The sequence below is a fragment of the Bradyrhizobium dasycarpum genome, from assembly GCF_042019905.1.
GTDB lineage: Bacteria > Pseudomonadota > Alphaproteobacteria > Rhizobiales > Xanthobacteraceae > Bradyrhizobium > Bradyrhizobium japonicum_B.
In genome coordinates, this window is record NZ_CP169574.1 from 4,429,788 (window position 1) to 4,455,309 (window position 25,522).

The 25,522-nt window shown below is 66.8% G+C and carries 19 protein-coding genes and 2 pseudogenes; 12 read left to right on the plus strand and 9 right to left on the minus strand.

The window, feature by feature from the left end; genetic code table 11:
- Positions 1–38: 38 nt before the first annotated feature.
- Both ACETMP_RS21275 and ACETMP_RS21280 read left to right on the plus strand, forming a co-directional pair.
- Positions 39–968: an efflux RND transporter periplasmic adaptor subunit gene (locus tag ACETMP_RS21275; protein ID WP_375157723.1), complete on the plus strand. Its 930-nt coding sequence runs from the start codon at positions 39–41 to the stop codon at positions 966–968.
- Positions 968–4,114 (plus strand): efflux RND transporter permease subunit, encoded by a 3,147-nt coding sequence (locus ACETMP_RS21280; RefSeq protein ID WP_375157724.1) that lies wholly within the window; start codon positions 968–970, stop codon positions 4,112–4,114. Before ACETMP_RS21275 ends, ACETMP_RS21280 begins: the two co-directional genes overlap by 1 nt.
- A gap of 49 nt (positions 4,115–4,163) precedes the next feature.
- Here ACETMP_RS21280 and ACETMP_RS21285 read toward each other — a convergent pair whose 3' ends face one another.
- Positions 4,164–4,838, minus strand: a complete 675-nt coding sequence (locus ACETMP_RS21285) for a Crp/Fnr family transcriptional regulator (RefSeq protein WP_126260607.1) — start codon at positions 4,836–4,838, stop codon at positions 4,164–4,166.
- Between the two features lie 236 nt (positions 4,839–5,074).
- Between ACETMP_RS21285 and ACETMP_RS21290 the strand changes: the two genes are divergently transcribed.
- The gene (locus tag ACETMP_RS21290) at positions 5,075–7,153 is read left to right on the plus strand and encodes an AsmA family protein (RefSeq protein WP_375157725.1); all 2,079 of its coding nucleotides are present in this window, start codon (positions 5,075–5,077) and stop codon (positions 7,151–7,153) included.
- Between the two features lie 171 nt (positions 7,154–7,324).
- Positions 7,325–9,773 (plus strand): annotated as a pseudogene (locus ACETMP_RS21295) (adenylate/guanylate cyclase domain-containing protein).
- Positions 9,774–10,593: 820 nt separating this feature from the next.
- Here the strand turns inward: ACETMP_RS21295 and ACETMP_RS21300 are convergent.
- Positions 10,594–10,929, minus strand: coding sequence for a hypothetical protein (locus tag ACETMP_RS21300; RefSeq protein WP_375162059.1), 336 nt, complete (start codon positions 10,927–10,929; stop codon positions 10,594–10,596).
- On the opposite strand from ACETMP_RS21300, the pseudogene ACETMP_RS21305 reads away from it, so the two are divergent.
- Positions 10,858–11,027: pseudogene (locus tag ACETMP_RS21305) on the plus strand (type II toxin-antitoxin system RelE/ParE family toxin); the annotation flags it as partial. The gene ACETMP_RS21300 and the pseudogene ACETMP_RS21305 sit on opposite strands and share 72 nt — an antisense overlap.
- A gap of 3 nt (positions 11,028–11,030) precedes the next feature.
- Complete coding sequence (locus tag ACETMP_RS21310; protein WP_375157726.1) at positions 11,031–11,339, plus strand: HigA family addiction module antitoxin; 309 nt, start codon at positions 11,031–11,033, stop codon at positions 11,337–11,339.
- Between the two features lie 41 nt (positions 11,340–11,380).
- Here the strand turns inward: ACETMP_RS21310 and ACETMP_RS21315 are convergent, their stop codons facing one another.
- Positions 11,381–12,721: a Spy/CpxP family protein refolding chaperone gene (locus ACETMP_RS21315; RefSeq protein WP_375157727.1), complete on the minus strand. Its 1,341-nt coding sequence runs from the start codon at positions 12,719–12,721 to the stop codon at positions 11,381–11,383.
- A 305-nt stretch (positions 12,722–13,026) separates the two neighbouring features.
- Complete coding sequence (locus tag ACETMP_RS21320; protein WP_375157728.1) at positions 13,027–14,142, minus strand: LysM peptidoglycan-binding domain-containing protein; 1,116 nt, start codon at positions 14,140–14,142, stop codon at positions 13,027–13,029.
- Here ACETMP_RS21320 and ACETMP_RS21325 point away from each other — a divergent pair.
- Both ACETMP_RS21325 and ACETMP_RS21330 read left to right on the plus strand, forming a co-directional pair.
- Entirely contained in the window at positions 14,117–14,320 is a 204-nt protein-coding gene (locus ACETMP_RS21325; protein WP_375157729.1) for a hypothetical protein, read from the plus strand. The two genes, ACETMP_RS21320 and ACETMP_RS21325, sit on opposite strands and share 26 nt — an antisense overlap.
- 107 nt (positions 14,321–14,427) lie before the next feature.
- On the plus strand, positions 14,428–17,091 hold the full coding sequence (locus ACETMP_RS21330; RefSeq protein WP_375157730.1) for an EAL domain-containing protein: 2,664 nt from the start codon (positions 14,428–14,430) through the stop codon (positions 17,089–17,091).
- Between the two features lie 76 nt (positions 17,092–17,167).
- Here the strand turns inward: ACETMP_RS21330 and ACETMP_RS21335 are convergent, their stop codons facing one another.
- The 3 genes from ACETMP_RS21335 to ACETMP_RS21345 form a co-directional block, all read right to left on the minus strand.
- Entirely contained in the window at positions 17,168–18,145 is a 978-nt protein-coding gene (locus tag ACETMP_RS21335) for a phosphatase PAP2 family protein (RefSeq protein ID WP_375157731.1), read from the minus strand.
- A 242-nt stretch (positions 18,146–18,387) separates the two neighbouring features.
- Positions 18,388–18,510: a hypothetical protein gene (locus ACETMP_RS21340; RefSeq protein WP_257178809.1), complete on the minus strand. Its 123-nt coding sequence runs from the start codon at positions 18,508–18,510 to the stop codon at positions 18,388–18,390.
- Positions 18,511–18,591: 81 nt separating this feature from the next.
- Entirely contained in the window at positions 18,592–18,768 is a 177-nt protein-coding gene (locus tag ACETMP_RS21345) for a hypothetical protein (protein WP_375157732.1), read from the minus strand.
- 238 nt (positions 18,769–19,006) lie between these two features.
- On the opposite strand from ACETMP_RS21345, the gene ACETMP_RS21350 reads away from it, so the two are divergent.
- Both ACETMP_RS21350 and ACETMP_RS21355 read left to right on the plus strand, forming a co-directional pair.
- Positions 19,007–20,149 (plus strand): lactonase family protein, encoded by a 1,143-nt coding sequence (locus ACETMP_RS21350; RefSeq protein WP_375157733.1) that lies wholly within the window; start codon positions 19,007–19,009, stop codon positions 20,147–20,149.
- Between the two features lie 110 nt (positions 20,150–20,259).
- Positions 20,260–20,391, plus strand: a complete 132-nt coding sequence (locus ACETMP_RS21355) for a hypothetical protein (RefSeq protein ID WP_257180939.1) — start codon at positions 20,260–20,262, stop codon at positions 20,389–20,391.
- Positions 20,392–20,398: 7 nt separating this feature from the next.
- On the opposite strand, the gene ACETMP_RS21360 is transcribed toward ACETMP_RS21355, so the two are convergent.
- Positions 20,399–21,010 (minus strand): PAS domain-containing protein, encoded by a 612-nt coding sequence (locus ACETMP_RS21360; RefSeq protein ID WP_375157734.1) that lies wholly within the window; start codon positions 21,008–21,010, stop codon positions 20,399–20,401.
- Between the two features lie 290 nt (positions 21,011–21,300).
- Here ACETMP_RS21360 and ACETMP_RS21365 point away from each other — a divergent pair, with 290 nt between their 5' ends.
- On the plus strand, positions 21,301–22,194 hold the full coding sequence (locus ACETMP_RS21365; protein ID WP_375157735.1) for an efflux RND transporter periplasmic adaptor subunit: 894 nt from the start codon (positions 21,301–21,303) through the stop codon (positions 22,192–22,194).
- A gap of 254 nt (positions 22,195–22,448) precedes the next feature.
- Here the strand turns inward: ACETMP_RS21365 and ACETMP_RS21370 are convergent, their stop codons facing one another.
- Positions 22,449–23,297 (minus strand): caspase domain-containing protein, encoded by an 849-nt coding sequence (locus ACETMP_RS21370; RefSeq protein ID WP_375157736.1) that lies wholly within the window; start codon positions 23,295–23,297, stop codon positions 22,449–22,451.
- Between the two features lie 432 nt (positions 23,298–23,729).
- Here ACETMP_RS21370 and ACETMP_RS21375 point away from each other — a divergent pair, with 432 nt between their 5' ends.
- Complete coding sequence (locus ACETMP_RS21375; RefSeq protein ID WP_375157737.1) at positions 23,730–25,457, plus strand: hypothetical protein; 1,728 nt, start codon at positions 23,730–23,732, stop codon at positions 25,455–25,457.
- Positions 25,458–25,522: the final 65 nt, after the last annotated feature.

Here is a 25,522-nt window from a genome sequence, read left to right on the forward strand (position 1 = left end):
GCGCGGACGGCCGTGTGCCAGGCCAGGATGATCCGGCGATGAAGCTCTCCGAATACCTCAAGCCTGCCGGAACCGTGGTGTTCGTCGCGGCACTCGGCATCGGCTATTATCTGTTCGAGCATCGCAAGCGCCCCGAGCCGAAGGAGACGCAAAGCGACGCGCTCGTCATCGTGACGAAGTCGACCAATGCCTGCTTCTCCGACCTGGTGCGGGTGACGGGCTTCTTCGTGCCGCGCCGCGAAGCCGTTGTGATCGCCGACCAGGAAGGCTCCAGGGTCACCGACCTCCTGGTCACCGAGGGCGCAATCGTCGCCGACAACCAGGAGCTGGCGCGCCTGACTGCGCCGCCGCAGATCCCGGGCCAGCCGCAGCGACCGGGCCCGCAAGGACCGATCTCGCTGAAGGCGCCAGCGCCGGGCCTGGTCACCGAGGTCCGCACCATCGTCGGCGCGCCGGCCTCGCCGCAGGCCGGTCCGATGTTCCGCATCGCCGTCAACAACGAGATCGAGCTCGATGCTCAGGTCCCGGCGGTGCACATGCCCAAGCTCAACGCCGGCGCCACCGTGCGCATCAGCCGCGACGACGCGCCCGATCTGATCGGCCGGGTCCGGCTGGTCGCGCCCGAGATCGACCGCGCCACGCAACTCGGCCGCGTCCGCATCAGCGTCACCAACAATCCCTCGCTGAAGGTCGGCGTGTTCGCGCGCGCCTCGATCGACGCCAAGCGAAGCTGCGGCGTCTCGATTCCCAAGACCGCGATCGACCATCTCACCATTCAGGTCGTCAAGGGCAACACCATCGAGACGCGCAAGGTACGGGTCGGGCTGTCGTCCGACAGTGCCACGGAAATCCTGGAAGGGCTTCAGGTCGGCGAGATCGTCGTCGCCGATGCCGGCTCTTCGCTCCATGACGGCGACCAGATCAAGACCATGTTCGCCGATGAACTCGATCGCACGCGGGTACGCTGATGGCTCTCAATATCTCGGCATGGTCGATCCGCAATCCGCTGCCGTCGGTCGTCTTCTCGATCATCCTGCTGATCCTCGGCTGGGTCTCCTTCACCAAGCTCGCAGTGACGCGGCTGCCGTCGGCCGACATCCCCGTGATCTCGGTCGTGGTCTCGCAATTCGGCGCGGCACCCGCTGAGCTCGAATCCCAGGTCACCAAGACGGTCGAAGACGCCGTCTCCGGCGTCGAGGGCGTGCGGCACATCACCTCCTCGATCACCGACGGCGTGTCGGTCACCACGATCCAGTTCGCGCTGGAGACCAACACCGACCGCGCGCTCAACGACGTCAAGGACGCGGTGACGCGCGTGCGCTCCAACCTGCCGCAGAACGTCACCGAGCCGCTGATCCAGCGCGTCGACGTTATCGGCCTGCCGATCGTCACCTATGCCGCGATCTCGCCCGGCAAGACGCCGGAGCAGCTCTCCTATTTCGTCGACGACGTGGTCAAGCGCGCGCTGCAGGGCGTCCGCGGCGTCGCCCAGGTCGAACGCATCGGCGGTGTCGAGCGCGAGATCCTGGTCTCGCTCGACCCGGACCGCCTGCAGGCCATGGGCCTGACCGCCGTCAATGTCAGCCAGAGCCTGCGCGGCACCAATGTCGACGTCGCCGGCGGCCGCGCCGAGATCGGCAAGAACGACCAGGCGATCCGCACGCTCGCCGGCGCCAAGACGCTGGGTGACCTTGCCGGCACCATGATTCCGCTGTTCGGCGGCGGCGAGGTCCGGCTCGACGATCTCGGCACCGTCACCGACACTATCGCCGACCGCCGCACCTTCGCCCGCTTCAACGGCGAACCGATCGTCGCGCTCGGCATCAAGCGTTCCAAGGGCGCCAGCGACGTGAAGGTGGCCGAGGCCGTTCAGAAGCGCATCGACGCGCTCAAGGCCGCCTACCCCGACGTCGACCTGAAGGTGATCGACACCTCGGTCGAATACACCAACGGCAATTACCACGCGGCGATCTCGACCCTGTTCGAGGGCGCCATCCTCGCCGTCATCATCGTGCTGCTGTTCCTGCGCGACCTGCGCGCCACCATCATTGCCGCGATCTCGTTGCCGCTGTCGATCTTCCCGGCGTTCTGGGCGATGGACCTGCTCGGCTTCTCGCTCAACCTCGTCAGCTTCCTCGCCATCACGCTGTCGACGGGTATCCTGGTCGACGACGCCATCGTCGAGATCGAGAACATCGTTCGGCACATGAACATGGGCAAATCGCCCTATCGCGCCGCGCTCGAGGCCGCCGACGAGATCGGCCTCGCGGTGATCGCGATCTCGCTGACCATCATCGCGATCTTCGCACCCGCAAGCTTCATGTCGGGCATCGCCGGACAGTTCTTCAAGCAGTTCGGCATCACCGTCTCGGTGCAGGTGTTCTTCTCGCTGCTCGCCGCGCGCTTCGTCACGCCGGTGCTGGCCGCCTACTTCCTCAAGCATGGCCATCACGAGGAGCCGCCGCCGGGGCGCATCTTGCGGTCCTATCATCGGATCGTGGCCTGGTCGGTGAAGCACTATTTCATCACGGTGCTGATCGGCTTCGGCGTCTTCGCCGCCTCGATCTGGAGCATCACGCTGCTGCCGCAGGGCTTCCTGCCCGCACAGGACAGCGCCCGCTCGCTGCTGGCCCTCGAGCTGCCGCCGGGCACCCAGCTCGCCTACACCGAGAAGGTCACCGAGGACATCGTCGCGCGCCTGCGCAAGCGGCCCGAGGTCAAGAGCATCTTCGTCGACGGCGGACGCGTCCCGCCGGGGACCCAGGAAGTGCGGCGCGCCGCCCTGATCATCAACTACACGCCCAAGGGCAGCCGCGACATCACCCAGCGCGAGCTCGAATTCTCGATCAGCCAGGAGCTGGAGAACGTTCCCGACATCCGTTTCTGGTTCCTGGACGAGAACGGCCTGCGCGCGATCTCGCTGGTGGTGACCGGTGTCGACCCCAACATCGTCAACAACGTCGCGAGCGAGCTCGCGACGCAGATGAAGCGCATTCCCACCATCGCCAATGTGATCTCGGAGACCTCGCTGGAGCGTCCCGAGTTGCGCATCGAGCCGCGCGCCGATCTCGCAGCACGGCTCGGCGTGTCCACCGAAAGCCTGTCGCAGACCATCCGTGTGGCCACCATCGGCGACGTCGGCCCTGCGCTCGCCAAGTTCGACGTCGGCGATCGCCTGGTACCGATCCGGGTGCAGCTCGAGGATACCGCGCGCAGCAATCTGAAGACGCTCGAACAGTTGCGCGTGCCGCTCGGCGAGCGCGGCGAGAAGGGCGGCGTGCCGCTCGCGGTCATCGCCGACGTCAAGCTCGACCAGGGTCCGACCAGCATCAACCGCTACGACCGCGAGCGGCAGGCCACCGTCGCCGCTGACCTCGTCGGCTCCGCCGCGCTCGGCGATGCCACCAAGAAGATCTACGACCTGCCGGTCATGAAAACCCTGCCGAAGGGCGTAAAGGTCTCGCCCTCCGGCGACGCCGAGAGCTTGAACGAATTGTCCGAGGGCTTTGCCACCGCGATCACGGCCGGCCTGATGATGGTCTATGCCGTGCTGGTGCTGCTGTTCGGAACCTTCCTGCAGCCGATCACCATCCTGTTCTCGCTGCCGCTCTCGATCGGCGGCGCCATCGCGGCCCTGCTCCTCACCGGCAAGCAGCTCACCACACCGGTGTGGATCGGCATCCTGATGCTGATGGGCATCGTCACCAAGAACGCGATCATGCTGGTGGAGTTCGCGATCGAGGCCATTCACGCCGGCAAGCCGCGCGAGGAGGCCATGATCGACGCCGGCATGAAGCGCGCCCGGCCGATCGTGATGACCACGATCGCGATGGCCGCAGGCATGATGCCGAGCGCGCTCGCGGTCGGTGCCGGCGGCGAGTTCCGCTCGCCGATGGCGCTCGCGGTGATCGGCGGCCTGATCTTCTCGACCATCCTATCGCTGGTGTTCGTGCCCGCGATGTTCATGGTGATGGACGATTTCGGCGCCCTGATCTGGCGCTTCGCCAAACGGCTGATCGTGCATAGCGAGGACGCCGAGACGGACGGCCAGCACGGGGCGGCGACGGAAGCGGGGCCAGCACCGAGGACTATGGTGCATCCCGCGGCGGAGTAGGGTTCGAAAGGCCGCGGTGGTGCACTGGCGAAAGGCGAACGGATAAGCCCTACTCGTTGCGCGCAATCGCCGTCAGCTTGGTCATGTTCCGCAGCAATATCCGGCCGCGCTGCAGGTCGAGGATCGCCTCCTTGCGCCAGGCCTGCAACTGACGGTTGACGCTTTCGCGGGCGGCGCCGACGAAGACGCCGAGCTGCTCCTGCGAGATGTGCACCTCGGAGCCGAAATCGGCGGCGAGCGCGCAGAGCCGTCGCGCCAGGCGCACCGGCAGCGGCTGCAGCATGGATTCCTCCATGCGCTCGCTCTGCCAGCGGATGCGCTGGCACAGCAGCGCGATGATCTTGATCGCGACCTTCGGCTCGCGTTCGAGGAAGCTGAGAAAATCTTCGCGCCGCAGCACGAACAATTCGCTGGCCTCGCCCGCGGTCGCATCCGCGGTGCGATTCTGGCCGTCCAGCACCGCGACCTCGCCGAACAGGTCGCCCGGTCCCATGAAATTCAGCGTCAGCCGGCTGCCGTCGGCGGCGCCGGTCTCGATCCGGACCTGGCCACGGCGCACGCCGAACAGCGCGTCCCCGGGGTCCCCTTTCTGGAACAGCACCTCGCCATTGCCCAGATGCTGGGTGTGGCAGAGGTTGGACAGCCGCTGGAGCTCGTCTGTACCGAGATCCGCGAACATCGCGTTCATCTTCAGAATGACCGCAAATTCGGCCTGCTTGCTCATTTCAATGTCCTTGTGAACGTTCCGGTGCGTTGTCTCGGCAAATCGCTTGAAACCATCACCATCAGGATCGCGTAAAACCGCGCCGGAGAAGTGTGTCATAAGTCACATAACTTTGCAGCACCCCCTGACTATTTTTACGCGCTTGGAGCCGCTTCCCGTCCGGGGATAAACTCAAGGCGCGAAGGATGGGTGGCCGGCGGGATTCGACGCCGACTGTCCGTCGTTGGAAAGTCGACATGAGAGCAGTGAAATTCGCCGGCGCGGCTTTGGCCGCAATCATCATCGTGATCGCGACCCTGCTGGTGATCGGGATCCCATCGGGCTTCCTGACCTCGACGATCGCCTCGCGGGTCGAGAGTGCGACCGGCTATCGGCTGTCGATCGACGGCACCACGAAGATCAGCCTGTGGCCGACGCTGAACGTCACCCTGAACGACCTCACGCTTGCCGACCCCAGGGATCGCAGCGGCATCACGCGCCTGACGGTCGACAGCGTGCAGGCCGAGATGTCGTTCTCCAGCCTGTGGTCGGGCCGTCCCGAGATCAGCGAGCTCATCGTCACCCGTCCCGTGCTCTACCAGCCGCTGCTGCGTGAGCGCCTGCCCAATGCCGGATCTTCCGCCAAGCCGCCCGCGCTCAAGGTCGACGGCGCGTCGATCGACCGCGTCAAGGTCACCGACGGCGAAGTCGCCTTCTCCCGCCTGCGCGATCGCGTCGAGGGCCGCATCAGCGCCATCAGCGCCGAGGCGATCGTCGGCCGCGACCGCAAGGTCGACGTCACCGGCACCGCGCGCGTCGGCGACCACCCGACCAAGTTCGACATCAAGGCGACCGCGCCGGCATCGTCCACCGACCGCCCGACCATCCCGGTGGATTTCGCCATCGACATGCCGAGCGTGCTGAAGTCGCAACTCACCGGTCACGCCGAGATGCGGATGAGCGGCGACGTCGTGATGATCAACGGCGTCAACGGCCGGCTCGGCGACGGCGCGTTCAACGGCTGGGCGTCGGTCGACATCGCGAGCAAGCCGCTGGTGAAGGTCGATCTCGACTTCCAGCGGCTGGCGATTCCGCTGGCGAAGTCGCCGCAGGGTGCGTCCGGGCAACCCTGGAGCAATGCGCCGATCGACGTCTCCGGGCTCAATTATGTCGATGCGCAGGTGAGGATTTCCGCGAACGAGGCCGTGATCGGCGATGCGCGCATCGCGCCGCTGGCACTCGATGGCAAGCTCGCCGGCGGCGTGCTGAAGGCCGGCACCGCCAATCTCGGCGCCTATGGCGGCCAGGTCTCGGGCGAGGTGATCCTGGATGCGACCACGGGCGCGCCGAGCTTTGCCATGCATTCCGATCTCGTCGGCGTGCGCGCGCTGCCGCTGCTTCAGGGCCTTGCCGAGTTCGACCGCATCGACGGCAAGCTGCAGGCCAAGCTCGCGCTGCGCAGCGCCGGCACCAGCCAGCGCGCCCTGATGGCGAACATGCAGGGCACCGCCTTCGTCAATTTCCAGGACGGCGCCATCCGCGGCATCAACGTCGCGCAGATGATCCGCTCGCTGACGTCGGGCACGCTGTCGGGCTGGCAGGACAGCCAGAGCCCCAGTCAGGAGCAAAGCACGGATCTGTCGCAGCTCTCCGCCTCGTTCCGCATCGACAAGGGGCAGGCGGTGACGACCGATCTCAATCTGATCGGGCCGCTGGTGCGCGTCACCGGCGCCGGCACCATCGCGCTCGACACCAAGATGATGGGTTTTCGGGTCGAGCCGAAGCTGGTGATGACCACCGAAGGCCAGGGCCGTGCCAATGAGCCGGTCGGCTTCGGCATTCCCGTGATGATCCAGGGCTCCTGGTCGCAGCCGCGGATCTACCCCGACATGGCCGGCATACTGGACAATCCGGACGCCGCCTATGCCAAGCTGCGCGAGATGGGCAAGGGCCTGTTCGGCCCTGACGGCGCCGGGCTCGGCAACATTCTGGGCAGCCTCGGCGGCAATCTTGGTCTTGGCGGCGCCACTGCGCCGGGCAGCGGCAATGCGGCCGGCAATGCCAATCCGCAGGCGCAGCAGCCCGGGCAGAACAATCTGCTCGGCGGCTCGCTGGGCGAGGCGCTCGGCAATTTGATCCAGCAGGGATTGTCCGGTGGCGCGGGAAGCAGCACCGGCGCCGCGCCAGGCAGTGGCCGCAGCCGCAGCGTGCCGGTCACGCCCTCCACGCCGGCGCCGCAGGCTTCGCCCGCGGCCCCGACCCTGGACGACCCGCCGGTCGCGCAGCAGGACAGTCAGCCAATGAACGACGTGCTGCGGCAACTCTTCAACCGCTGATGGGGCTGCAACGATCCATCCTTCCACCCGCCCCGGCGTCCGCAGCGGGTAACCACGCCGGCTCGTCCCCGGGCCGCGCGGCGGTCCTTTGGCCCAAATTGTGATAGAACGACCCCGCACGGGCCCTGCGGCCCGTAGCGTCGGCGTCGATGGCGGCGCGAGAGGATCGGGATGGCGGGAGCGAACGACAAGACACGATCTCTGCGCGGGGGCCTGTTCGCCAAATACGTCGTCTCCCTCGTCGGCCTCGTCGTGTTCGTCCTCGCGGTCAACGGCGCGATGGAGACCTGGATCTCCTACCGCGCCACCAGGACCCAGCTCACCGACGGTCTGGAGGACAAGGCGCAAAGCGCCGCCCGGAGGATCGAGCAGTCGATCTCGGAGCTCGACCGCCAGATCAGCTGGGTGACGCGGGCGAGCCAGGATACGCCTCGAGAAGCGCCGCGCCGACTACGCCTCGCTGCTGCACCAGGTTTCGGTCGTCAACCAGCTGTTCCAGCTCAACGGCGAGGGCCGCGAGGTGCTGCGCGTCTCGCGCCAGTCGACCACGACCGGCAGCAACGCGGACCTCTCCCGCGACATCCGCTTCACCGAGACGGTCGCCCGCGGCGTCAGCTACGCGCCGGCCTGGTTCGCCGACGGCACGCCCATGATGTCGATCTCGGTGGCGCATTCCGGCTTCAATGCCGGCGTCACCGTGGCCGAGATCGACCTCGGCTTTCTCTCCGACCTCCTGTCCGACGCGCAGGTCGGCAAGGCCGCCTTTGCCTATGTGGTCGATCCGCGCGGCCGCGTGCTGGCGACGTCGTCGAAGGGGCCCGAGATCGGCAAGGACCTGTCGAAGCTGCCGCAGGTCGCGACCGCGATCGCGCCCGACCACGCCGCCGACACGTCCGGCACCGACTTCAACGGCCATGCGGTGATGAGCGCCGCGAGCATCGTGCCGAAGCTGGGCTGGAGCGTGCTGTTCGAGCAGCCGACCACGCAGGCCCTGATGCCGATCCGCGACCAGCTGGTGCGCATCGCGCTCTTGATCGGGATGGGCCTGATGGTCGCGATTCTCGCCGGCACGCTGCTCGCCCGCCGCATGATCATCCCGATCACGGCGCTGCGCGACGGCGCGCAACTGCTCGGCGAAGGCGATTTCAGCCACCGCATCGACGTGCACACCTCGGACGAGCTGGAGGACCTCGCCAGCCAGTTCAACCGCATGGCCGACCAGATCCAGGAGACCTATTCGAACCTAGAGACCAAGGTCGAGGAGCGCACGCGCGATCTCGCGCAGTCGATCAACGAGCTGAAGGTGCTGGAGGAGGTCGGCCGCGCGCTCGCCGCCTCGCTCGATCTCGACGCCGTGCTGCCGACGATCGCCGCGCGCGCGATCGAGATCACCCATGCCGATGCCGTGCTGATCTACGGCTTCGACGCCGAGCGGCGCCGCTTCACCCTGGTCGAGGCCGGCGGCATCGACAGATCCGCCGACGGCGCGCATGTCACCATCAACGAAGGCGACAACATCCTGAGCGATGCCGCCAGAAGCGGCGAGCCGATCGCGCTCGCCGACCTCGATCAGGCGGCCGAGCAGCCGCTGCGCGAGGCCGCGCTCGCGGCCGGCTTCCGCTCGGTGCTGGTGGTGCCGCTGGTCGACCAGCAGGGCACGCTCGGCTCGCTGGTGGTGCTGCGCCGCGCCGGCGGCGAGTTCGCGCCCAGCCTGATCGGCCTGATGCGCACCTTCGCAAGCCAGGCGGTGCTGGCGATGCGCAATGCGCGCCTGTTCACCGAGGTCGACCACAAGGGCCGCGAGCTCGAGGCCGCCAACGCAACCGTGCGCGCCCAGGCCGACAAGCTCAAGCTGCAGACCGAGCAGCTCAAGGACTGGAACAAGTCGCTGGAGGAGCGGGTCAGGACCCAGCTCGGCGAGATCGAGCGCATCCGCAAGCTCGAGCGCTTCCTGGCACCGCAGGTGGCGCAGCTGATCGCCTCCTCCGACAGCCCGGAAGGCTTGCTCACCAGCCAGCGCCGCGAGGTCACCGTGGTGTTCTGCGACTTGCGCGGCTTCACCGCGTTCACGGAAGCGACCGAGCCGGAAGAGGCGATGAACGTGCTGCGCGAGTATCACGCCGCGCTCGGCGGGCTGATCTTCAAATACGAGGGCACGCTCGACAAATATGCCGGCGACGGCGTGATGATCCTGTTCAACGCGCCGATCCAGTTCGAGGACCACACCAAGCGCGCCGTGAAGATGGCGGTGGAGATGCGCGACACCATCGGCCCCCTCACCGAGCGCTGGCGCAACCGCGGCCACAGCCTGGGGTTCGGCATCGGCATCGCGCTCGGCTATGCCACGCTGGGCCAGGTCGGCTTCGAGCAGCGGCTGGAATATGCCGCGATCGGCAGCGTCACCAACCTCGCCTCGCGCCTGTGCGGCGAAGCCAAGCCCAACCAGATCGTGGTCAGCCGCCGCGTCTACGGCATGGTCGAGCCTTTCGTCGAAGCCCGCGCCCTCGACGATCTCCAGCTCAAGGGGTTCAATCACCCGGTGCTGGCGATGGAGATTTTGAGCTGGAACGAGGAGCCGGAGAACGTGGTGGATGCGGCGGCGGTGCGGCGAAGGGGCTAGCCTCCTGGACGGTGCCGTAGCCCGGATGGAGCGCAGCGAAATCCGGGGCCGCCGTCGCTTGCCGAACGACCCGGATTGCGCTTCGCTCCATCCGGGCTACGGGCTCTTATATCCACAGCCTGTCGCGATCCCGCGGCGGATTGCGCCCGGGCTTTGCTTCATCTCGGCACCCTTCGAAAGTGGAAGGGCGCAGGGAAGGCCGGGCACCGGCTGGCACCCGCAAAACCCCTGTGCGTGAGTGCGTGATAGTCGCTCACAGGGGAGAAACAGGTGCGGCCAAATGCCCGGCCTTCCCTGCGCGATGGCTGAAACGGCTTATGTCGCGCTCTCGCCGGTGAGACGATTCTCTGTTGCCACCGTCGCCTTGCGGCTTTCATGGGATGCGATGTCCGGTCGGACACGCGCACCGCTGCAAGACTTGACGCCAGAAATTCGGGCGTCACGACCACACGATTTTGCCGTACGCAAGCCACGCCGTCGTACACGCGCCCGCTGATCGCTCACGGGGACACCCCGCCCTGCGACAGCATCTGGCGCCGACGCTGCCCGCGTCCACCGCCCCTCACCCCACGAACCCTGACGATCGCGATCCGTCCCTTACCATGGGATGAGTTGGAGCGGATCATAGGGTGTGTCGCGGTTCGGGTAAAGAGAATTTTTGCTTATTCGAAGAACAAGGACTGACTGTTTCTTAAAATGTCGAAAACAACCCCATGCACAGTAGACGGGGCTAGCGGGATCAATGGGTTACAGGGGGGACGAAGCGCAAGGTAACAAAGCCGTTTAACACGTCGGACAACAGGCCGGAGGAATGGCATCATCACATGGAGTAAGAGAGCGACGCCGCTGCTATGAATTCTCGTAACCGCGCTTGATGAAAAGGCATCGCGCGCTCAAGATCTTCCGATTTGGAGAGCGTAATGCCGCGGCCGTCAGCGACACCTCGGCATGCCGCTTGGCGTCGTTGACGCTGGGCAAGTTCCGGGGCTAGGAAGGTGAAATTGGACATGCAGGCGGCGCCCTCGACATCAGGCCGCGACGTGGCGCCGGCTCGGCGCGTTGTCACGTGACATTGCACCCGACGAGCGACCGCGATCTGAGATCGCCGCCCAGCAATCATTTCGAGAAGCTGCGCGGCCATCTCGACGGTTTTCATTCGATCCGCGTCAATGACCAGTGGCGGCTGGTGTTCCGCTGGAATGGGCGCGCGGCGAGGCGACCGACCTCTATCTCGACGATCACAGCTACAGCTGACTCATGTTGATGACGAAGCGCAAGCCGGCCACGGTCGGCGAAATCCTCACCGAGGAATTCATGAAGCCGATGGGGCTGACCCAGGGCGCGCTGGCCGAGGCCATGGGCGTGCAGCGCAAGCACGTCAACGAACTCTGCAACGACCGCCGCAACGTCACCGCGGCCACCGCGCTGATTCTCGCCCGTGTGTTCGGCAGCAGCCCGGACTTCTGGCTGAACGTGCAGCGGCGTACCGATCTATGGGAAGCGATGCATTCGGCCCGCGACCGCAAGCGAATCGAACGGGCGCGACCGCTGACGCCGGCGGCGTGACGATTACACACGCTGGAGCTTGAGTGGTCGCGCGCCTGCCCTCACGCCCCCCGCTTCGGCCCGATCGCCTCGAAACCCGCCTTCTGCTCGTCGCTCAGATCCGCCTCGAAATCATCGAGCGCGTCGGTGACGCCGTTGACGGCTTGCAGCATCGTCTGCAGCCGCGCCTTTGCGGCGGTGAGGCGGGCTTGGGGCGTGGCGGCGGGCTCCGACGGGCAGGCGCTGAGCGTCTGCAGGGTGCGCAGGGCGGTGTCCTGGAGCACTTCGAGGCGGGCGCGGGCGGTCTCGTCGAGGCGCAGCGTGGCGGCGATGTCGTTCGCAGGCCATTGCTGCTGCACCAGCTGCTCGTATTGACGCTGCAGCTTCTCGTCGTAGCGGGGATCGCTGTCGGCACTGCAGGCGGCGGCCGCCTGCGCATCCTTGCTCGGATCCTTGTTCGCTTCCTTGCTCGAATCCTTGTTCAGATCCTTGCGCTGCATCGATGCCAGCGCGGCGCGGCGCTCGCTCCCGAGCGCATTGAGCCGGGCCTTCTGTTCGTCGTCGAGCAGGTCCGTGAACTTCGCAAGCGGCGGCGCGACGGCGTCGATGGCCTTGATCATGGCGTCCAGGCGCTCGCGCATCAGGCCGAGGCGCTCGGCGGCCGCGGCCGGCGCCTGCGCCGGACAGGCGGCGCGAATGATGTCGCGCGCATGGGTCCAGGCGGAGGCGAGCTCGTCGAGCGCGGTGCGCTGCAGTTCGTTGGGTGCCACGGCCGCAGCGATGCGGTCGACCGGCAGGCCGCCGCTGTCGCTGGCCTCGCACAGAGTCTCGGCGGTGGGGACGCGCCGGCCGCGCCGGCCCTGCGGCGTGGTGTAGGCCGCGAGCTCGGTCGCCGCATAGGGCGCGAAGATCGCGGCATAGATGTCGCCATAGCCGTAGAGCGAGAGGCTGGTCGCATCGCCGAGGATGATGGCGTTGGTGAGGTCGTCGTGCGCGAACGGCCAGAACACCGGACCGACCCAGCCATAGCTGCCGTCGGGATGACGCCACCAGCCTTGCGGGCGGCGGCCGCCCTGCCAGCCCGCAAGCGCGGCCTGCGCGGTGAGCGCCGCGCGCAGCACATAAGGGTTGGCGAGCCGGCCACGCTCGGCGCCGCGCAGGTCCTGACGAGGATCCTGCGACCGCAAGGCCGCGGAGCGATAGCGGCTGCCGCGCACCGCCATGCGGGAATGGCGCAGCCGCGATAGGCCCATCATGTGGCCGACGGCGAAACGCGCCACGCCGATCGGACCGCCGCGGATTCCGAATTGCGCCTCGGCTCTCTCGGGCAGCAGCACGGCCGCAATCAGGAGGGTCGCGCCCGTCAGCGCCAGCCCCATGCGTCCCGACATGACCGCCGACATGACCAATTGGGCCTCCCTCCCAGCTGCCCCAGCGCGCACTGCGTCGCACGGGACATGACGCGCCAGGGAACCAATTGTTCCCAGGAGGCACAGGGCAAAGCGTCGCGGGCGACCTATCGCCGGGCCTGCACAATGACGCTTTGGCAGCGGCCTGCGCGCGCGCCTCGTCCTTCGAGACGCTTGCTGCGCAAGCTCCTCAGGATGAGGCTAAGCACCGTCGAATTTGCCACCCCACGCTCAGTCCTCATCCTGAGGGCCCGCCAAAGGCGGGCGTCTCCAAGGATGACCGCAGGCGAAGCTCCCGCTCACTCCGGCTTTTGCGGCACCACGAAAGTCTGGCCCGGATAGATCAGATTGGGGTTGCTGATCTTGTCGCGGTTGGCGTTGAAGATGACGGCGTAGCGGGCGCCGTCCCCGTAGGCGAGCCGGCTGAGCGCCCACAGGCTGTCGCCGCGGGAGATCACGCGGCTGGCGCCGGCCTCCGCCGGTGCCGTGTGAAGCAACTCGGCCGGCGAGGCCGATGCCACCGTCGTGGTGGCGGCGGGCACCCGCGCCATCGCCCTGGGCTTCGGTCGGGGCGCTTGCCGGTCGGGCACCGACGCCAGACGCGGCGAGGCCGACGGCAGCGCGGCCACGACGTCCGACTTGTCATCGGCCTTCTCGGCCTGCTTCGGCTCCGGCTTGGTCTCCTGTCTGGTCTCTTGCCGCGCGACCTGTGCCGGGCGCGCGGGCGGCGCCGCCTCGGCGATGGTCACCGGCATGGTCTTGCCAGATTGCGTGACCGTGCCATCCGGCGCCTTGGCCCGCAGCGTCAATTCATAGGAGCCGGCGGGAAGCTGCGGCGGGGTCATCACGAACTGGCCCGAGGCGTCGGCGATCACCGTATCGAGCGGCTTGCCGTCGCGCAGCAGCTCGACCTTGGCTCCCGGCGCGGCCCGGCCCGCGATCACCGCCGCCTCGCCGTGATCGTCGACGCGGGCGACGTCGAAGCGGGGCCCGGTGTCGGCGGCCGGCGCCGGCGGCTTGACCGGCGCGAGATCGGGCAGCGCCGCGGCCTGCTTCTGGATTTCGGCCAGCGTGCTCGGCTTCGGCTCGGGGGCCGGCGCAGGGACCGCCGGCGCGGGCTCAGCTGCGGGCGGCGCGACAGCAGCCAGCTTGGGCTGATCCAGTTTCGGCTGTTCCGGTTTCGGCTCGGGCGTGAGGTCGGCCTTGAGGTCGGGCTTGAGGTCGGCCTTGGCCTCGACTTTGGGTTCGACCTTGGTCTCCGGCCTGGCTTCCGGCTTAACTTCCGGCTTGGCGGCGATTGCGGTCTTGGCCCCGTCCGGCAGCATGCGGCGCAGCTCGGTCGGGCCGATCACCAGCGCCGTGCCGACCAGCGCGAGCAGGCAGAAAGCAATGAAGGCCTTGGATGCGGTGATCATCGGAAAAACCTTGGATGGCAAATCAACCGAGGCCGGCAAGGTGCGCCGATTTGGCCGCGGCAGCAAGCCGGTCGAAGGGATGATCGCCGGCTCGTTCCCGTGCGGCACGGATGAACCAGCGCCGTCCGCTTGGCGTCAAGACAGCGAGGCCGCGCCTGGGTGCGGCGCGGCTGCGTGACTCCGCGCGATGGGCCTCGACTCCGCTCCCATTCATATTTCCCTAACCCTCGATGGTAACGGGGTCTTGTCGTTTTTGCCGCATCTTGCATCCCACGGGAGGGCTGGATGGGCGCATCGATCCGATGGACCGCGCGGCTGCGCGTGTTGCTTCGCCGTTGGCAGGGAGCCCCGCTGACCTGGCTGATCGCTGGCGGCTTCGTGCTGATGGCCGCCACTGCGATCGGCACCGCGCTCACCGTCGACCGCTTCCGGCAGAACGCGATCGAAAGCGGCCGCGACCAGCTGGAAAGCTCCGTGCGCCTGCTGGCCCGGCATTTCGACCGCGAGTTCGAGAATTTTGCGGTGCTGCAGAAGAGCATCGTCGCCGAGCTCGAGAGCCGCGCCATCGAATCCGCCGAAAAGTTCCGCAGCGAGATGGGCACGCTGGCCGAGCACGAGGTGCTGCGCGCGAAAGCCAGCGGGTGGACGGACGTCGCCGGCGCCAATCTGTTCGATTCCGGGGGCATGCTGATCAACTCGTCGCGGCAATGGCCGGTCGCCGACATCTCGGTCGCCGACCGCAGCTATTTCCAGCGCCTCAAGACCGATCCGGCCGCGCAGGAGGAGATCGAAGTCGTCCAGGGCCGGCTCGGCGGCGGACCGGCCATCGTGCTGGCGCGGCGCGTGTCCGGGCCGCACGGCGAATTCCTCGGCGTCGTCTCGCGTGCGATCGCGCCCGAGCAGCTCGAATCCTTCTTCGCCTCGGCCGGGCTCGGCGAGGAATCCTCGATCGCCATGCATCACCAGAACGGCCAATTGCTGGCGCGCATCCCGCGCGTCGATGCGATGATCGGGCAGAATTTCCGCAAGGGCACGCCGGCGCAGATGGAGGTGTTCCAGCGCACCTTCGTCTCGACGCAGCTGGCAAGCCCGATCGACGGCAAGGACCGCATCGTCGCCTCGCGCCTGCTCGCCGGCGTGCCGCTGGTCGTGGTCGCGACCAAGTCGCTGGACGCGGCGCTGGCGACCTGGCGCACGCAGACGAAATTCTTCGTCACCATCGCCGTGCTGTCGATCAGCCTGCTGGTGCTCACGCTGTTCCTGATCTTCCGCCAGGTGACGCACCGGCTTTCGCTGGAGAAGCAGCGGCTCGACACCGCGATGAACACGATGACGCAAGGGCTGCTGATGTTCGACCGGCACGAGCGGCTGATCGTCTGCAACCGGCGCTACATCGAGATGTACGGCCTGTCGACCGCCGTGGTGAAGCCCGGCGCCGCGTTCCGCGACGTCATCCAGCATCGCCATGACACCGGCTCGTTCCACGGCGACGTCGCATCCTATTGCGACGACGTGCTCAGCAGTGTCGGCAGTACCCAGAGCTCCATCGTGGAAACCGCCGACGGCCGCCTGATCGAGATCAAGAACCAGCCTGCCGCCGCCGGCGGCTGGCTCGCGACCCACCAGGACGTCACCGACCGCATCCGCGCCGACGAGCGCATCGCCCATATGGCGCATTACGACGCGCTGACCGACCTGCCCAACCGCGTGCTGATGCGCGGGCATCTGGAGCGGCGCGTCGCCGAGCTCGGCGAGGGCAAGCCGTTCGCCATCCTCTATATCGACGTCGACGAGTTCAAGGGCGTCAACGATTCGCTCGGACACGAGGTCGGCGACGAGCTGCTGCGCCAGGTCGCCAACCGCCTGCGCGCCTGCGTCAGCGGCAACGACCTGGTCGCGCGGCTCGGCGGCGACGAGTTCGCCATCGTCAAGGCCGGCACGCGCGACCGGGCCGAGCTGACGGCGCTGGCGGAGAACATCCTTGCGGCGTTGCGCGCCCCGGTGGATTGCAAGGGCCAGGACATTCCGATCGACGCCAGCATCGGCATCGCGATCGCGCCCGACCACGGCGACAATCCCGACGACCTGCTCAAGCGCGCCGATCTTGCGATGTACGCAGCGAAATCGGAGGGACGCCGCACCTGCCGCATCTTCGCGCCCGAATACGACGCCAAGGCGAGGCAGCGCCGACAGCTCGAGCTCGATCTGCGTCAGGCGCTGCTCCGCGGCGAGTTCGAGGTGCACTACCAGCCGCTGGTCGACCTCGCGGCCAACGTCGTGACCGGCTGTGAGGCGCTGCTGCGCTGGCGCCATCCACAGCGCGGCATGATCTCGCCGGCGGACTTCATTCCCGTGGCGGAGGACACCGGGCTGATCGGCGAGATCGGCGAGTGGGTCTTGCGGCAGGCCTGCCTCGAGGCCGCCTCCTGGCCCGGCCAGATCCACATCGCCGTCAACGTCTCGCCGGTGCAGTTCCGCTCGAGGACGCTGGCGCTCAAGGTCGCCGCCGCCCTCGCCGAGTCCGGCCTTGCACCCGGGCGGCTCGAGCTTGAGATCACCGAGACGGTCCTGATCCGCGACGACGAGGAGGCGCTGACGATCCTGCAGCAGCTGCGCGAACTCGGCGTGCGCATCGCGCTCGACGACTTCGGCACGGGCTATTCGTCGCTGAGCTATCTGCACCGCTTCCCGTTCGACAAGATCAAGATCGACCGCAGCTTCATCAGCGACATCGGCGAACCCGAGGATTCCTCGCCGATCGTGCAGGCCGTGGTGCACATGGCCGCCGCCCGCCGCATGGCGACGACCGCGGAGGGCGTCGAGACCGAAGCGCAAGCCGAGGTGCTGCGCCAGCTCGGCTGCAGCCAGATGCAGGGCTGGCTGTTCAGCCCGGCGGTCCCGGCGGCGAAGCTGAAGCAATTGCTGGCGGCGCAGGCTGCAGCGGCCTGAAGCGCGATGCGATCAGGATGAAGCGCCATCGGAAAACCGCTGCGCACGTTTCCGGATCAGGCTTTGGCGGACGCGATCATTTCGGAACGCGGGCGAAGACGGCGTCGGCTTCGACAGGCCCGGCAAGCTGCATTCGTTCACCCGCCAGGCGGGCGAGCGCGCGTTGCACGGCGAGCCAGCTCAACAGCGCGATCGCCAGGCCGGCGATGACGTCGCAGAAATAATGGCTTCCATCCACCGGCGTCGCCGCGATCATCGCAACGTTGAGCAGGGCGGCGATTCCGCCGACATATCTCACCGGCCACAGCGCCAGCAGGAACAGCAATCCGAGCGCGGCATGCAGGCTCGGGAAGCTGATGATGCCGTCGGCGCCCTCCGCGACCAGCTGACGGATGGTTCCGTCGCGCAAGCCAAAGAACACGGGAAGCGGCAGATCCCGCGTAACAGGCACGATCGCCGGCGAGTTGACCGGCGACAGATCCAGATAACCCCAGACGCCCTGCGCCGGCATCAGGGTCGACACGCCGATGGTCAGAAGCGTCGTCAGCACGAAGCTCAGCATGAAGACGCGCAACCGCAGGGCATGCCCCGCGGCGGCCAGGACGAGAACGATCGCGGTCGCTTGCACGGCAAAGCTCGCATAGGCAAGCGCCAGCGTTCGATGCAGAAGCGGCGCGGCGTTCATGGCATCGAGCCACGCCATCCAGTCGAAGCCGAGGCGCCGGTCCAGCGCGGCGAACTCGCTGTCCCACAGCGGCAATGCCGCGCTCGCCGCGACGTAGGACAGCGGAGCCGCCACAGCCGCAAATGCAATGAGCTGGGCCGCCGCGATCAACGCGCCGGCGAGAGCCGCGTCCTTGCGGACGGTCGTGTAGAACCAGCTCAGGGATAGGAGCAGGCCGCCGACGAGGCCAGGTTTCCAGAACGAGATCCATTCGATCCGGAACGGCCCCAGCATCGCCGCGATCAGCACGACAGCGGCCGTGAACCCGATCGCAAGCCAGGCGATCCGATCGGCGTGCTTCGACTGATCAGGGGCGATGGGGTGGCTCATGGGCGGCGATCGTCCGGGGCGGCAACGGGAACGACCGGCGGGATGAGGTACAAAAATGCGGCCCCGCCAGATGGGCCAGCTTTATCGGACGAAGATTAAGAGAGTCGTTCTCCGGACCCTTCAATTGCCTTCAGCCGGCAGTGCTCGACCGGAGCCGCCGTCCGAAAAATGGGGGCAAACCACCGTAGATGCGGTGATTGCCCTCTGAGATCGGCGATCTTGCTTGATGACAGCCCGCGGGCTCAGAGCTTCTGTTTTGCCGCGGTGATTTCGACGAACTCGGCGTCGGGATGGCTGACGATGGTGGCGACCCAGATGCCGCTGATGATCAGCGACCAGGCAGTGTTCCAATAGATCCAAAACACGAGCCAGCCTCCATTTCGACCGCCGTCCGCGGCATCAGGATCGCGACACGGCCGTCGGCGCTATCCTAGGCGCTATTTGGTTTATTTTGACTTGGTCGGCGGTGGGGCATGATCGGTTTGGCCGGTGTGGCGCTTTGCCACGACGTCCTCATCGCGCTCGCCCAGGTTCGGGCGCGGCGGCGACTTGGGGAGGCCGGCCTGGCCGCCATGCTTGCCGCCCATGTCGGGCTTACCTTCAAGATCGTTTTCGCGGGGCATGCGGGTTCAATGCGCTGGCGCGGCTTTGGTTCGCATGGTGCCGGCCAATTTGACTGTGAACGATCTCGTGGGATGGCCGCGCTTTGCAGTGCACGACGGAATGCCCGGGACGTCGATGCAGCCACCGATACGATTTCGGCATCGATCAATTCCCATTCGAATTTGGTGCGGCGGCACGCTGCTCGCTATCCTCATGGGCAAAAGCACAAGGCCGCGACGCAGCCACAGGAGGGAGCCCATGTCGAGACCGCTCCGAGGCAGCGCAGCCAGGGCGTTCCGCGCCGCGATTGCCGTCACCCTGTTCGCGTCCCCCACCCTCATTTCTGGAGTCCGCGCCGGCATGGCCGAAACCTTCATTTATGTCGGCAACGCCGACAGCAACGACATCAGCGTGTTCAGGATGGCGGAGAGCGGCGAGATGGTTGCGGTGCAGACGGCCGCCTTCAAGGGCGTCGACAAGCCCGGCTCCTCGACGCCGCTTGCGATCACGCCCGATCGCCGCGTGCTGATCGCCGGCGTCCGCTCGGAGCCATACGTCGCCGTGAGCTTCGCGATCGATCCCGAAACGGGCGAGCTCAACCCTGTCGGCAGCGGGCCGCTCGCCGACAGCATGGCCAATATCGCCGTCGACCGCAGCGGCAAGTTCCTGTTCAGCGCCTCCTATGGCGGCAACAAGGTCGCGTTGAATCCATTGAACGCAAGCGGCGTCGCCGGCGAGCCGAGACAGGTGATCCAGACGGGGCTGAACGCACACGCCTTCCTGCCTTCGCCTGACAACCGCTTCGTGTTCACGACCAATCTCGGCTCCGACCAGGTACTGGCCTTCGCGTTCGATGCCACGACCGGCTCGCTGACGCCGAGCGATCCGCCGGCCCGCAAGATGCCGGACAAATCGGGGCCGCGGCACTTCGTATTCCACCCCAACGGCAAGTTCGTCTATCTCGTCCACGAGCTCAACGGCGACGTCGCCGCGTTCGCCTATGAGGCGAGGAGCGGCGCCTGGAACGAGATCCAGCGCACCACCGCGCTGCCGGAGGGTTTTTCCGGCAAGGAGCCTGACAAGAAACCCTGGGCCGCCGACATCCACATCACGCCGGACGGCCGCTTCCTCTACGCCTCCGAGCGCACCACCAGCACGCTCATCGCCTACAAGGTCGACGCGAGCAGCGGCAGGCTGACGACGATCGGCAGCGTGCCGACCGAGAAGCAGCCGCGCGGCTTCCAGATCGATCCCTCCGGCCGCTATCTCGCCGCGGTCGGCGAGCTCTCCGACAGCATGACGGTCTATGCGATCGAGCAGAGCAGCGGCGCGCTGGCCAAGCTGAAATCCTATCCGACCGGCAAGAAGCCGAACTGGGTGGAGTTCGTGGCCCTGCCGTGAAGGGGGCGTCCAACGACCTACGTAAACATCCGTAATTTCGGAAGGCGCGCCTTGTCGTCATATCCATCGGTATGGACCGCCAGATCGTCTTCAGATGCCCGCAGACGGGTATGAATGTGCAGCATCGGCTCAGCAACGAGCCGACCGACCGCACGCACGAGTCGGTGTCCTGTCCAGCCTGCACGCGGCTGCATTTGATCGACCGGGCCAGCGGCAAGCCGCTGGGCGAGCGCCGCGGCTGACGGCCGCTTACGACTTGGCCGCGACCTGCGCCGTGACGTCCTCGACGTGGTGCAGCAGGTAGAGCAGACGGCCCGCCGGGTCGTGGATCGGCGAGTTGATCGGCTGCCAATGGCGCTCGACGAAGACGCCGCCGGGATCCCGGATGTCGTAGCGCTGGATTGCCATGGCGTGCGCCTGCCCCGTCTCGGCCACGATCCTCAAGCTGCTGTAGAGATTGCTGACGCCATCGGCGAGCGGATCGTCGGGATTGTCAGGAAATATCTCGAACAGCGACCGGCCGGCGATTTCGGCCCGGTCGGTCAAGGTCGCCGCGGCATAGGCATCGTTGATGTCGACGATCAACAGGCCCGGCCCCGGGTCCAGCAGCATGTAAGGATGCGGCGAGGCATCGAATTCGGGCTGGAATTGCCGCCGGATCGTATCGGCGTCACCGTGCAGCCGCCGCCGCTGTTCAAACGGCGTCGTATCGGCGCCTGATTCCGCCGAGCTCAGCAAGGCCAATTGGCGCTTGGCCGATGCCAGCAGCCCCCGCACCGTATTCTGGACCGTCGGATCGGTCGCTTCATGGAGCAGCCGCTCGAAATGAGCGATATTCTGCTCGCAAACGAACCGTTGCATCCCACCTCAACCATGAGCTGTGCGCGGCGATACCGCGTCATTCTGATCCTACTCCCATACAGGCGACTCTCGCATGTGAGAAGACCGTGATGGTCGCACTTTGGAAGTAGGGCCGATCGCGGCGCCCGCCCGGCAAAAAGGCGAACCTGTTCTCCAATCCCGCGACTAATCAAGGACTTGCTGCGACAACCCGGGGCGGCATGACCGGCCTTTGTGGGGGTCATGGCTGCCGTAGTCCGCGACCCTGCCATCTGCTATCGATTGGAAGCATAGAACCCGTGGAATTTCCGATGCGTCATTTGCCCCGTGCCGTTGTTCGAAGCCTGTGTCCCGCAGCCGTCGCCGGCGTGCTTGCCCTCGGTTCATGTCCGGCAGGAGCCGCCGATGACGAGGCGCCCAAGGGGCCGGCGGTCACGGTGCTCAAAGTTGCAAAATCCTGCTTCTCCGACATTGTCGAGGCCACCGGCACGATCATCGCGCGGGAGGAAACCTCGGTGCGGCCCGAGCGTCCGGGCCTGAAGGTCACGGAGGTGCTGGCGGAAGCCGGCGACACCACCACCGCCGGCCAGGTGCTGGCGCGGCTGGCGTTGCCCGAGGGCGGCACGCTGCAGGTCACCGCACCCGTGGCGGGCGTGATCGCGACATCGACCGCCCAGATCGGCAATTTCGCCTCGGCCAAGGGCGAGGCACTGTTCACGATCGTGGCGCGCAGCGAATACGATCTCGTCGGCCTCGTCGCGACCTCCGACGTGCGCAAGCTCGCCGTCAATCAGCCGGCGACGGTGCGGATCTCAGGCAGCGGCGACATCGACGGCAAGGTGCGCCGTATCGGCGCGACCATCGAGCCCAACATCCAGCAGGGCATGGTCTATATCGGCATCTCGTCGCAGAAGCGGCTGCTGCTGAAGGCGAGCGGGCGCGCGCTGATCAAGACCGGGCAGAGCTGCAACGTCGCGGTGCCGCTGACCGCCGTGCAATATTCCTCCGCCGGCACCGTGGTGCAGGTGATCCGCCGCAACCGCGTCGAGACCAAGCGTGTCGAGGTCGGCTTGATGTCGGGCGGCAACATCGAGATCCGCGACGGCCTCAACGAAGGCGATGTCGTCGTCGCCCGCGCCGGCGCGCTGCTGCGCGAAGGCGATCCGGTCCGCCCGGTGATGGCGAGCGCGGAAGCTGCGAAGTAATCCTAGCGGTCAGAGCGCACAATCGTAGGGCGGGTTAGCCGATGGCGTAACCCGCCTCTTTGCTTTCAGCGCGGACGACAGAAAAGCGGTGGATTACGCCTTCGGCTGATCCACCCGACATTCTTCGGAAGACCCAGCCTTAGGGTGGGCAAAGCGCAGCGTGCCCACGTCTTTTATCGAAAGCTTGCAAGGATGGTGGGCACGGCGCTTTGCGCCTTTGCCCACCCTACCGCAGCTGCGATTGCTGCAAGAAGCTAGCCGCCGGCTTCGCCGAAACGGACGTCTTCGAGCAGCGAGGAGGAGACGGTCGGGACCTGGTCGCCTTCGCTGGCGCGGGAGATGGCGAGGCGGGTCTTGTTGAAGACGCTTTCCGCGCTGCCCTTGGCATTGAGGTTGCTGAGGAACTCGCTGACCAGCACGCTGTGCTCGCCCTTGCCGTCGTCGACGACCTTGCCGGGCGAGGCCGAGGAGAGGATCAGCGCATTGTCGGACGCGCTGATCGGCGCGAGACCGTGGCTGTAGGAGCGGAAGCGGCGCTCGTAGGGGTTACGGCGGGAGGCGTCGACGACGACGAGCTTGGCCTTGGCGCCCTGCTCCTTCATCATCTCGAGCACGCCGTCGATCGAGACGCCCTGGCGGCGGACGTCGCTTTCCTTCCAGATCGCGGCGTCGACCGGCAGCATGTAGCTCTCGCGGCCGGCCTGCACGCCGTAGCCGCCGAAGAACAGCATGACGACGCTGTCGCGCTTGATCCGGGACTTCAGGCGGTTCACGGCGCGGACCATGTCGTCCCGGGTCGCGTCTTCCACCATGTCGACGTCAAAGCCGTCCTTGCGCAGGGACGAGGACAGCGCGCGGGCGTCGTTGATCGACTGCGTCAGCGGCGCGCTGGCGTCGGGATAATGTCCATTGCCGATGACCAGCGCGAGGCGCGAGGACTGGCCGATCGGGCCGGTGATCTGGTCGGTCGAGACGGCCTTGGCGGCATCGATCGCACGCATGTTGAGAGCAGCATGGGCGCCGATCACCAGCGAGACCGTGCCGATCAGGGCCGCGGCCACCGCGATGGTGCGTCGGGAAAGGTCGAGCTGCTTTACATTCATCTCGGTTCGTTTCCTGTGCCAAAGACCAGCCAAGCGCGCGCACACTGTTTGAGTAGCGCGATAGCGTCTTTAGGTTTGAGGGATTGGCCGGGGATGTGCCCCCGAATTGCGCGCAATTTGCGGCGCCGCACCAAACAAACCTTTAACCGGATATAGGGGGCCCGGCAACAGATTGCTCAAAATTTCAGCTAAGACGCTGAAGATACTTGATAATTCCGTCGCCTCGATATCTGCATTTTCTGCTCTCCCCGTACCCTTCCGGGTCTGATCATGCAGCCTTCGTGCCGGCCCCTTCCGTGACCTTCATCACATTTGTATTTCCTGCGAATCCGGGTAGCCTTTTCAACGACTTGCAGGGGGTGGCGCGCGGCTGGGAGCGCGCTGGCCGGCCCCTGGCCGAAACCCGCCAAAGTCCCCGCGACCAGGTACTTCATGAGCTTTCATTATTTTGCCGGCGCCGCCTGCCGGGCGCTGCTGGCGCCGAAGGACGGCCCCTCGCTTTACGACGTCTGCGATCCCGTCCTCTCGGGCCCGGCCGGCGGCGATCCGCATCTGGCCAAGTTCTACAAGACCGCGCTCGGCAATCCCGCACTGCGGGTGCTGCTGCGGCGGGCCGGGCTGCCCGAGCTGCGCAGCGAAGCCAAACTGACGGCGCTGCGCGCGGCGCTGGTGCGCGCCCGCGACGAGACCGAGCCCGACTGGGCGGCGGTCGGCCAGCCGGTCGCCGGTCTCGTCGACAGCATCGCGCTCGACCACCCCAAGCCGCCGCCGGCAATGGCCCCCGGCGCGGCGCCGCCCGAGGCGCGGATCGACGCCGTGATCCGCGACTGCGCGCAGCATCTGCTCGGCTCCTACCGCAAGAACGGCTTCCTGCCGACCTATGCCGCCTTCAATCTGATAGGCGATCCCGATTTCCGCGGACGCGAGCTGATCATGGCGCTCACCGGCCTCAATGCCCGCGGCTACAAGAATTCCTCGCTGCTGTTCAACCTCGCCCGCGTCTTCATCGCGCGCTCGCAGGCCCGGGCCGTCGTCAACCCGCCCTGGCGCGGGATCGCCGAGCCGATGTGGGAGCCGGTGCAGATCCGGCACCGCTCGGCTTATTACGATGCGTTCTTCATCGAGGCGCTGCTGAGCTATGGCGAGAGCGGCCTCGCCTCACCGGCCGACAAGGTGGCGGCACAGCGCGCCATCGCCGACATGGTGAATTTCTGCATCAACATCAGCCGCGAGGAGGTCGAGGGCATCGACGGCGCGCGCTTCAACGTCGTCACCGCGCTGGCGCCCGCGCCGCATCCGCGCTTCTCGCGCTACTTCGCGCAGATCAAGCAGGATCTCGGCTTCGGCATCTACGTGCCGGATTGCGACACCACGGCGTGCTCGATCTCGGCGGCGACGCAGGCCGGCTGCCTTGATCCGATCATCGACCAGCCGCTGCTCGACTTCTATTCCGGCTACCAGGTGCGTGCCGGCATCAACGCACCGCGCGTGACCGTGCCGCTCAACGACAATATCGATTACGAGGGCGGGGTTGCGACCTGGATCGACAACCTCGAGGGCGAGCGGCCCTACGGCAACGATCTCGATCCGACGCTCAATCTCGACATTCTCGAGGTGAGCTTTCGCAACCTTGGGCGCTGGAAAGTCCTGGAGACGCCGTCGCGGCTCGCCACGGTGCATCGCATCATCGGCTTCCAGAAGCGGCTGGCGGCGAGCGGCGCCTTCGCCAATCCGCGTTCCCACATCTATTACCTGCCGGAACTCTACAGCGCCTATTTCGGTCGCTGCTATGCGGCCTTCCTGGCGCTGCCGCCGGCGGCGCGCGCCGCGATCGATCCCGGCGGCGATTTCGACTTCATCCGCCATCGCGTGCTGTCCTACGTCAAGAGCGAGCTGATGGCCGCGGAGATGAACGTGTTCGACGCCGCGCTGGCGCTGATCGCGCTCGGCCATCTCGGCGCCGCCCCGCACGACTTCGCGCCGGCGCTGAACGTGATCGTCGGCGCCGTCGGCGAGGGCGGACGCCGCGGCCCGTTCCGCGCCTATGAGTGGAACAAGATGAAGACGCCGACGCGGATCCTGGTCGGCGGGCCGGAGGTGACGTCGGCCTTCGTGCTGATGGGGCTGGCGCTCGCGAAGCGGGCCATGGCGCGGGGATGAGGTGGTTTCTCTTACCCTCCCCTGGAGGGTAAGCAAGCCATCGGGCAATGACGGGAAGTTGAAAG

What these genes read in the sequence shown, in the direction of transcription:
- ACETMP_RS21275 (WP_375157723.1), top strand. Translation starts at nt 39, where the DNA reads ATGAAGCTCTCCGAATACCTCAAGCCTGCCGGAACCGTGGTGTTCGTC.
- ACETMP_RS21280 (WP_375157724.1), top strand. Translation starts at nt 968, where the DNA reads ATGGCTCTCAATATCTCGGCATGGTCGATCCGCAATCCGCTGCCGTCG.
- ACETMP_RS21285 (WP_126260607.1), bottom strand. Translation starts at nt 4,838, where the DNA reads ATGAGCAAGCAGGCCGAATTTGCGGTCATTCTGAAGATGAACGCGATG.
- ACETMP_RS21290 (WP_375157725.1), top strand. Translation starts at nt 5,075, where the DNA reads ATGAGAGCAGTGAAATTCGCCGGCGCGGCTTTGGCCGCAATCATCATC.
- ACETMP_RS21300 (WP_375162059.1), bottom strand. Translation starts at nt 10,929, where the DNA reads ATGAAAACCGTCGAGATGGCCGCGCAGCTTCTCGAAATGATTGCTGGG.
- ACETMP_RS21310 (WP_375157726.1), top strand. Translation starts at nt 11,031, where the DNA reads ATGTTGATGACGAAGCGCAAGCCGGCCACGGTCGGCGAAATCCTCACC.
- ACETMP_RS21315 (WP_375157727.1), bottom strand. Translation starts at nt 12,721, where the DNA reads ATGTCGGCGGTCATGTCGGGACGCATGGGGCTGGCGCTGACGGGCGCG.
- ACETMP_RS21325 (WP_375157729.1), top strand. Translation starts at nt 14,117, where the DNA reads ATGAAGGCCTTGGATGCGGTGATCATCGGAAAAACCTTGGATGGCAAA.
- ACETMP_RS21320 (WP_375157728.1), bottom strand. Translation starts at nt 14,142, where the DNA reads ATGATCACCGCATCCAAGGCCTTCATTGCTTTCTGCCTGCTCGCGCTG.
- ACETMP_RS21330 (WP_375157730.1), top strand. Translation starts at nt 14,428, where the DNA reads ATGGGCGCATCGATCCGATGGACCGCGCGGCTGCGCGTGTTGCTTCGC.
- ACETMP_RS21335 (WP_375157731.1), bottom strand. Translation starts at nt 18,145, where the DNA reads ATGAGCCACCCCATCGCCCCTGATCAGTCGAAGCACGCCGATCGGATC.
- ACETMP_RS21345 (WP_375157732.1), bottom strand. Translation starts at nt 18,768, where the DNA reads ATGCCCCGCGAAAACGATCTTGAAGGTAAGCCCGACATGGGCGGCAAG.
- ACETMP_RS21350 (WP_375157733.1), top strand. Translation starts at nt 19,007, where the DNA reads ATGTCGAGACCGCTCCGAGGCAGCGCAGCCAGGGCGTTCCGCGCCGCG.
- ACETMP_RS21355 (WP_257180939.1), top strand. Translation starts at nt 20,260, where the DNA reads ATGAATGTGCAGCATCGGCTCAGCAACGAGCCGACCGACCGCACGCAC.
- ACETMP_RS21360 (WP_375157734.1), bottom strand. Translation starts at nt 21,010, where the DNA reads ATGCAACGGTTCGTTTGCGAGCAGAATATCGCTCATTTCGAGCGGCTG.
- ACETMP_RS21365 (WP_375157735.1), top strand. Translation starts at nt 21,301, where the DNA reads ATGCGTCATTTGCCCCGTGCCGTTGTTCGAAGCCTGTGTCCCGCAGCC.
- ACETMP_RS21370 (WP_375157736.1), bottom strand. Translation starts at nt 23,297, where the DNA reads ATGAATGTAAAGCAGCTCGACCTTTCCCGACGCACCATCGCGGTGGCC.
- ACETMP_RS21375 (WP_375157737.1), top strand. Translation starts at nt 23,730, where the DNA reads ATGAGCTTTCATTATTTTGCCGGCGCCGCCTGCCGGGCGCTGCTGGCG.